Below are 6710 nucleotides of genomic sequence, written 5' to 3' on the forward strand. Positions count from 1 at the left end.
TGTCATGTTTCGTACCCCTTGCCGTCCTGCAGTTGAAACTCGGCTTGAGTTATGTATTGCCGCTCAGGCGGGCGTTGAAACCCGAACCAGCGAACGCTGGTGCAGGACTTCGGCGATCTGGACCGCGTTGGTGGCCGCGCCCTTGAGCAGGTTGTCGCTGACGACCCACAGCTGCAGGCCGCGCTCGTGTGTGGGGTCGCGGCGCAGACGGCCGACGAAGACCTCGTCACGGCCCGCGCTGTCCAGCGCGGTCGGGTAGCTGTGCGTGGACGGGTCGTCGACGAGGATGAGCCCGGGCTGGCCGGCGAGCAGCTCGCGCGCCGCCTCGACGCTCAGGTCCTCCCGCGTCTCCAGGGTCACCGACTCCGAGTGCGCGCTGCGCACGGGCACACGCGCGCACGTGACCGCGATCTTGATGGACTCGTCGCCGAGGATCTTGCGCGTCTCGAACATCATCTTGCGCTCTTCGTCGGTGTGGTCGTCGCCCTCGGGGAAGTTTCCGGCGCCGCCCAGCACGTTGAACGCGATGTGATGCGGATAGACCGCGGGGTCCGGCAGCGGATCGCCGTTGAGCGCGGCGCGCGTCTGGTCCTCGAGCTCCTTGACGGCCTTCACGCCCGTGCCCGAGACGGACTGGTACGTGGAGACGTTCAGGCGGTCGATGCCCACGGCGTCGTGGATCGGCTTCAGGGCGACCATGAGCTGCATCGTCGAGCAGTTCGGGTTCGCGATCAGGCCCTTGTGGTCGTCGAGCGCCTCCGGGTTGACCTCGCTCACCACGAGCGGGATCTCCGGGTCGCGGCGGAACGCGGACGAGTTGTCCACGACGACCGCGCCGGCCTCGACGAACTTCGGCGCCCACTCCAGCGACGTCGCGCCGCCCGCGCTGAAGAGCGCGAGGTCGAAGCCCTGGATGTTCTCGTCGGTGAGCGCGCGGATCGTGCCGAAGCCCTCGAGCTCCTTGCCGGCGCTGCGCTCGGACGCGAACGGGACGATCTCCGACGCCGGGAAGCCGCGCTCCTTGAGCTTGGCGAGCATGACGGTGCCCACGGCGCCGGTGGCGCCCACGACTGCGACCTTGTATTGGCTCATGCGGGTGCTCCGAACGGGTGCTCGACCTCGATCTGGTCCGCCCCGAGGTCGAAGGCCTCGTGCAGCGCGCGCACGGCGCGGTCGACCGCCTCGACGGAGACGACGCACGAGATCTTGATCGGGGACGTCGAGATCATCTCGATGTTGATGCCCTGGTCGCCGAGGGTGCTGAAGACCTTCGCGGCGACGCCCGGGTGGGACTTCATACCGGCGCCGACGACGGACACCTTGCCCATGTCCGAGTTCTCGGAGATCGCGCGGATGCCGACTTCAGCCGCGACCGGGTCCAGGGCCAGGCGGGCCTGACGCAGGTCCGTGCGCGGGACGGTGAACGACATGTGCGCCTCGGCGCCGTCGTTGTCGGGCTCGTCCTGGATGATCATGTCGACGTTGATGTTCGCCTCGGCGAGGGCCGTGAAGATGCGGCCGGAGACGCCCGGGTGATCCGGTACGCCGAGCAGCGTGAGGCGTGCCTCGTCGCGCGAGTGCGTGACGGCGGTGATCAGCGGGCGTTCCATCGTCTCCTCTTCTCCGACTACGAGCGTTCCGGGGGCCTCGGTGAACGAGGACCGGCAATGAATACGGACGTTGTGGTTGCGCGCGTATTCCACGGAGCGCAGTTGCAGCACGCCGGCGCCCGACGCCGACATCTCGAGCATCTCCTCGAAGGAGACCACGGGAAGCTTGCGCGCGTCCGGGACGATCCGCGGATCGGCGCTGTAGACGCCGGCGACGTCCGTGTAGATGTCGCAGACCTCGGCGTCGAGCGCGGCGGCCAGCGCGACGGCGGTCGTGTCCGAGCCGCCGCGGCCGAGCGTCGTCACGTCGCGGGCGGTCGAGACGCCCTGGAAACCGGCGACGAGCACGATCAGGTCCTCGTCGAGCGCCTCGTGGATGCGGTCCGCGCGCACGTCGAGGATGCGGGCCTTGGTGTGGCTCGTGTCCGTGACGATGCCGGCCTGCGAGCCCGTGAGGCTGATCGCCCGGTGGCCGAGGTCGTTGATCGCCATCGCGCACAGCGCGCAGCTGATCCGCTCGCCCGTGGACAGCAGCATGTCCATCTCACGGGGGTCCGGGTTCGTGGATACCTCTTCGGCGGCGGAGATCAGCTCATCCGTCGTCTTCCCGCGCGCGGAGAGCACCGCGACCACTCGATGGCCTTGTTCGCGGGCGGAGACGATCCGCCTCGCCGCGCGCTTGATGCGCTCTGCGTCGGCGACGGACGTGCCGCCGAACTTCATCACCACGGTGCCGGACACGCTGGCAAGTCTAGAGTCGAGGCGACCCTGGACGAGTGGACGACTTGCCACCTGGACCATTGGCCTGCAAGATGTTGCGTCGGGAGACAACGTCCGAGGGTGGAAGAGTTGGGATCGAAACACGTGGCGCGGACCAGTGGCAGGGCCGCCGGCAGGACGGCAGTGGGCGCGATGCTTGCGCTCGCGGTGCTGCCCGCTGCCGCGCTGGCCGCGGACATCACGCGCAACCCCACGATCGCCGGGACGCTGCAGTCGGGGCAGCGGCTCACGGCCTCGGCCGCGTGGACGCCGCAGAACTCCCCGCCGACGTGGGCGTGGCTGCGCTGCACATCGCCGTCGGACTGGTGGTCATGCGACGTCGCCCAGAACGGCTCCAACTCCGCCTACGTGCTCACGCCGACCGACGCCGGCAAGTTCATGCGCGTGTGGCTGTCGGTGGGCTCGGGCCGCGATCGCGACGACGCCGTCTCGAACGCGACGGCCGCGGTGGCCGCCGTGCCGACCCCGACGCCCACGCCGGCGGCGACGCCGGAGCCGACGCCCGTGCCCACCCCCGAACCGCCGCCCCCTGTCTTTGAGGCCGCGCCCGCGCCGGTGCAGACCCAGGCGCCGATCCTGCATACGCAGGGCGACAACCTGCGCACCCTCCGGCCCGCGCCCAAGGTCCGGATGCGCGGGACCCTGAGCCCGCGCGGTGCCAACGTGACGCTGCTGTCGGTGCGTGCGCCCAAGCGCGCGAGCATCACCGTCACGTGCAAGGGCTCCGGCTGCCCGCGCAAGCGCTACACGACCAAGCAGGCGAAGGTCCGCGTGCGCGTGTTCGAGCGCGACCTGCCCGCGAAGACCCGTCTCGAGGTGCGCGTGCGCCGGGCGGGCTACTACGGCAAGTCCACTGTGTTCATCATCCGCCGCGGCAAGGCGCCTCATCGCCTGGACCGTTGCCTGTCTGCTCGCGGCCGTTACACCGCGTGCCCGAAGTGAATCCCTCATGACCGCCATCGCCAGACCTCTTCGTGACCGCCGCCGCTCCGCGGGGCCGGTCGCCATCGCGCTCCTGCTCGCCGTCGCCGGGTTCGTGCTCGCGCTGTCCGTGGGCGCCGCGCTGCAGAGCGGCGCCGAGCCTGCGGCCGCCACGTCGTCGTCCCCTGAGAACGCGGCGCAGGCCGGCTCGACCGCGCCCGACAGCGTGCGCGAGGTGAGCGCAGCGGCCCCGTCGCAGGACGCCACCGCCAAGTTCTCCACGGTGCCCGCGCTGCCGGCGCTGCACGGCGTGAAGGAGCGCAAGAAGAAGGCGTCGACCGCGAAGGCCAAGCCGCGGACGCCTGTGCGTCGGGTGACGCCCGTCGCCCCGGCCGCCACGCCCGTTCCGCAACGGGTGACGCCGGTCGCGCCGCGGCAGACGTACACGCCGAAGGCCCCGACGAAGAAGACCCCGGGCTTCGTCGGCAAGGACTTCGACTCCTCCGGATGAGCCCGCCGCGCGACCGCGTGCCGAACGTGAAGCTTCGCTGGGCGGCCACCGCGCTGGTGGTCGTCGCTGCCGCCGTGGCCGGCTTCGTCGCGTCCAAGTCCCTTGTCGGCGGGCTGCGCGACGACACGCCTGAGACCGAGTCCGAGGCGCCGCGCGTCGAGCGCGACGAGGACGGGTCCGCGAAGCTCGGGCGGCTGCACGTCCAAGCCGACTCGGGCTGGACGCGCGTCGGCCTGGCGCCCGAGGTGCCCGGATTCCCGCGGCACGCGACGATCGGGTACTCGCCCTATCCCGGCCTCAACCTCGTGGCGGTGGCGAACCTGGCACCCGCCGAGGACGGCTCGTTGCTGCCCGAGGCGCTGCGCAAGGACGCGCCGAAGCCCACGTCGGGCCGGCTGGGCGGCGTTCCCGCGTGGTTCTACCGCGGGCTGAGCGCCGGCAAGTGGCGTCTGGACGCCGCCGTCCTGCCCACCACCCGGGGCGTCGTGACCGTCGCCTGCGCGGTGCAGGGCAGCGGGAGCGACATCCCCGTGGCCTGTCTGGACGGTGTGCGCGGCGTCAGCGTCGACGGCGCCGAGAGCCTGCCCCCGAGCCGCGCCATCGCCTTCCAGGTGCGCCTCCCGGAGGCGACCCGCGAACTCGACACCACCCGGGTCGCGGACCGCACGGCCATCCGCCGCGCCAAGACGCCCGCGGGGCAGTCGCGCGCGGCCGGCCGGCTACGCACCGCCCACCTTGAGGCTGCGGCGCAGCTCTCCCCCTTGGCCGCGGACGCCCCGGGCGGCGAGGCGCTGGTGAAGGCGCTGCGCACGAACGCCTCGGCGTACGGCGACCTGCAGCGCGCGGCGGAGCGCAAGAGCCGCCGCGCCTGGACGCGCGCCCGCACCCGCGTCCGCCGCACCGAGGCCGCGCTGACGCGCGCGCTCGAAGCGGTCGCCGAGGACGCGCCGGACCGTTAGAGCGCGCGGCGGCCGGAGAAGGCGCGGCCGAGCGTGACCTCGTCCGCGTACTCGAGGTCGCCGCCGACGGGCAGGCCGCTCGCGAGGCGGGTCACGGCCACTTCGGGGACGCGCTCGTGCAGCGCGGCCGCGATGTGGAGGGCGGTCGCTTCGCCGGTCGTCGTCGGGTTCGTGGCGAGGACGACCTCACGGAGGCCGCTCACGCGGGCGTAGAGCTGGGCGAGCCGGAGGTCCTCGGGCTCGACGCCGTCGATCGGGGACAGCGCGCCGCCGAGCACGTGGTAGCGGCCGCGGAACTCGTGGGTGCGCTCGATCGGGATCACGTCGGCGGCCTCCTCGACGACGCAGATCACGCCTTCGTCGCGGCGCTCATCCAGGCAGATCGCGCAGCGCGGACCCTCCGCGAGGTTGAAGCAGATCTCGCAGAGGCTGATCTTGAGCTTGACGTCGCGGATCGCCTCCGCGAGCGCGAACGCGTCCTGCTCGGACGTGCGGAGCATGTGGAACGCGAGGCGCTGCGCGGTGCGGTTGCCGATCCCCGGCAGCTTCGAGAGCTCGGTGACGAGCCGCTGAAGGGGTGGGGCCAGCAAGCGTGCTTACTTCCGCTTCTGGGCGCGCCGTGCGGCGCGGTTGGGCGCGCCGCCGGGCATGCCGCCCGGGAGGCCACCGCCGCCACCGCCGCCGCCGCCCATGCCGCCCATCCCGCCGAGGCCGAGCGACTCGAGCGCGCTCATCGGGTCGAACCCGGCGCCCTGCTCCGCGCCGCCGAGCTTGCTCTGCTGGAGCTCCTCGGCCTTGCGGATCGCCTCGTTGACGGCCGCGATGATCAGGTCCTGCAGCATCTCGACGTCTTCGGGATCGACCGCGTCCGGGTCGATCTCGAGGCTCTCCACACGCAGGTCGCCGGTCATCACGATCTTGACCGAGCCGCCGCCGGTGCTGGCGTCGACCTTCTCGAGCTTGAGCGCCTCTTGGGCCTCCTGCTGCTGCGCAAGCATCGCCTGCGCCTCGGCAAGCATCTTCTGGAGATTGGGCGGCTGGGGCATCAGGTCTGCTCCTCGGGCTCGGGAGGGAGTTCCTCCGCGTCGAACTCGTCCATGAAACGCGCTACTAGGTCTTCGTCCGAGAGCGACGACGGCGCCACGGCCGCGCCGACCGCGGCCGACACCGGCGGCGGCGACCCCGCCGCGCGCAGCTCGTAGGCGAGCCGCAGCGACGATCCCGTCACCGCGCGGATCGCCTCCACCAGCGCGCTCTGATTCGCGGGCGCCTCGGCCTTGCGCTTGAGGAACGCCGACTCCTCGGGCCACACGAGCGTGAGCCCCGCGTCGTCCGCGGGCACCGGCACGGCGTCGTCGAGCGCCGCCGCGAGCAGCGGCGTGCCGTCACGCAGCGACTCCACGACCGCCTTCCAGTGCTCACCGATCTCGACCGAGACCCCAAGGCTCGGCGCGGGCGCCGGCACATCGGGCTCGACCACGGCCACCGCGGTCACGGCCGGCGTCGGATCGGACTCCGTCGCCAGATCGCGCGCGACCGCCGCCGCGGCCTCGTCGGCCACGTGCTGCGCCTCTTCCGGCGTCGAGTTCCCGGCGCCGGGCAGCGTCGTCCGCACCTCGACGGGCGGCTGCCCCTCGACCTGCGCAGTGATCGCAACCTCGGTCCGGCCACGCACATGCTCGTCGTCGGCCGCCACGGGAGGCTGCCCGTACACGAGCGGCGTCGCGACCCGAGCCACCGACGGATGCGGCACGCCGTACGGCGGCGGCTCCGCGGACCGATCGTCCTCGGGCGCGACCGGCGCGGGCGAAGAAGGAGGCGGCGCGCTGTGGGGCGGAGCGGCCTGAGCGGGCGGAGCGGCCTGCGGCGGCGCGGCGTGCGCGGGCGGCGCGGACTGGACCGGAGCGGCCTGAGGCGGCGCGGCGTGCG

Annotated in this window: 7 protein-coding genes and 1 pseudogene; 3 read left to right on the plus strand and 5 right to left on the minus strand. The window is 72.4% G+C overall.

Features of this window, described 5'->3' with window-relative positions:
• Positions 1-63: 63 nt before the first annotated feature.
• Positions 64-1092: an aspartate-semialdehyde dehydrogenase gene (locus OJ997_RS20765; protein WP_270027145.1), complete on the minus strand. Its 1029-nt coding sequence runs from the start codon at positions 1090-1092 to the stop codon at positions 64-66.
• On the minus strand, positions 1089-2333 hold the full coding sequence (locus OJ997_RS20770) for an aspartate kinase (RefSeq protein WP_272600048.1): 1245 nt from the start codon (positions 2331-2333) through the stop codon (positions 1089-1091). The genes OJ997_RS20765 and OJ997_RS20770 overlap by 4 nt, the downstream gene beginning before the upstream one ends.
• Positions 2334-2522: 189 nt before the next feature.
• Here OJ997_RS20770 and OJ997_RS20775 point away from each other — a divergent pair, with 189 nt between their 5' ends.
• The 3 genes from OJ997_RS20775 to OJ997_RS20785 are packed head-to-tail and all read left to right on the plus strand — an operon-like array spanning position 2523 to position 4781.
• Positions 2523-3332, plus strand: coding sequence for a hypothetical protein (locus OJ997_RS20775; protein WP_270027148.1), 810 nt, complete (start codon positions 2523-2525; stop codon positions 3330-3332).
• A 7-nt stretch (positions 3333-3339) separates the two neighbouring features.
• The gene (locus OJ997_RS20780) at positions 3340-3822 is read left to right on the plus strand and encodes a hypothetical protein (protein WP_270027150.1); all 483 of its coding nucleotides are present in this window, start codon (positions 3340-3342) and stop codon (positions 3820-3822) included.
• A complete protein-coding gene (locus tag OJ997_RS20785; protein ID WP_270027151.1) occupies positions 3819-4781 on the plus strand; it encodes a hypothetical protein in 963 nt (320 codons plus the stop codon). The genes OJ997_RS20780 and OJ997_RS20785 overlap by 4 nt, the downstream gene beginning before the upstream one ends.
• Here OJ997_RS20785 and recR read toward each other — a convergent pair.
• From recR to OJ997_RS20800, 3 genes and pseudogenes are all read right to left on the minus strand, one after another.
• On the minus strand, positions 4778-5371 hold the full coding sequence (gene recR / locus OJ997_RS20790; RefSeq protein ID WP_270027152.1) for a recombination mediator RecR: 594 nt from the start codon (positions 5369-5371) through the stop codon (positions 4778-4780). The genes OJ997_RS20785 and recR overlap by 4 nt on opposite strands.
• Positions 5372-5377: 6 nt before the next feature.
• Entirely contained in the window at positions 5378-5827 is a 450-nt protein-coding gene (locus tag OJ997_RS20795; RefSeq protein WP_270027153.1) for a YbaB/EbfC family nucleoid-associated protein, read from the minus strand.
• A pseudogene (locus OJ997_RS20800) lies at positions 5827-6710 on the minus strand (hypothetical protein); the annotation flags it as partial. The gene OJ997_RS20795 and the pseudogene OJ997_RS20800, both read right to left, overlap by 1 nt.

It is taken from the genome of Solirubrobacter phytolaccae, from assembly GCF_027587195.1.
Classification (GTDB): Bacteria; Actinomycetota; Thermoleophilia; order Solirubrobacterales; family Solirubrobacteraceae; genus Solirubrobacter; species Solirubrobacter phytolaccae.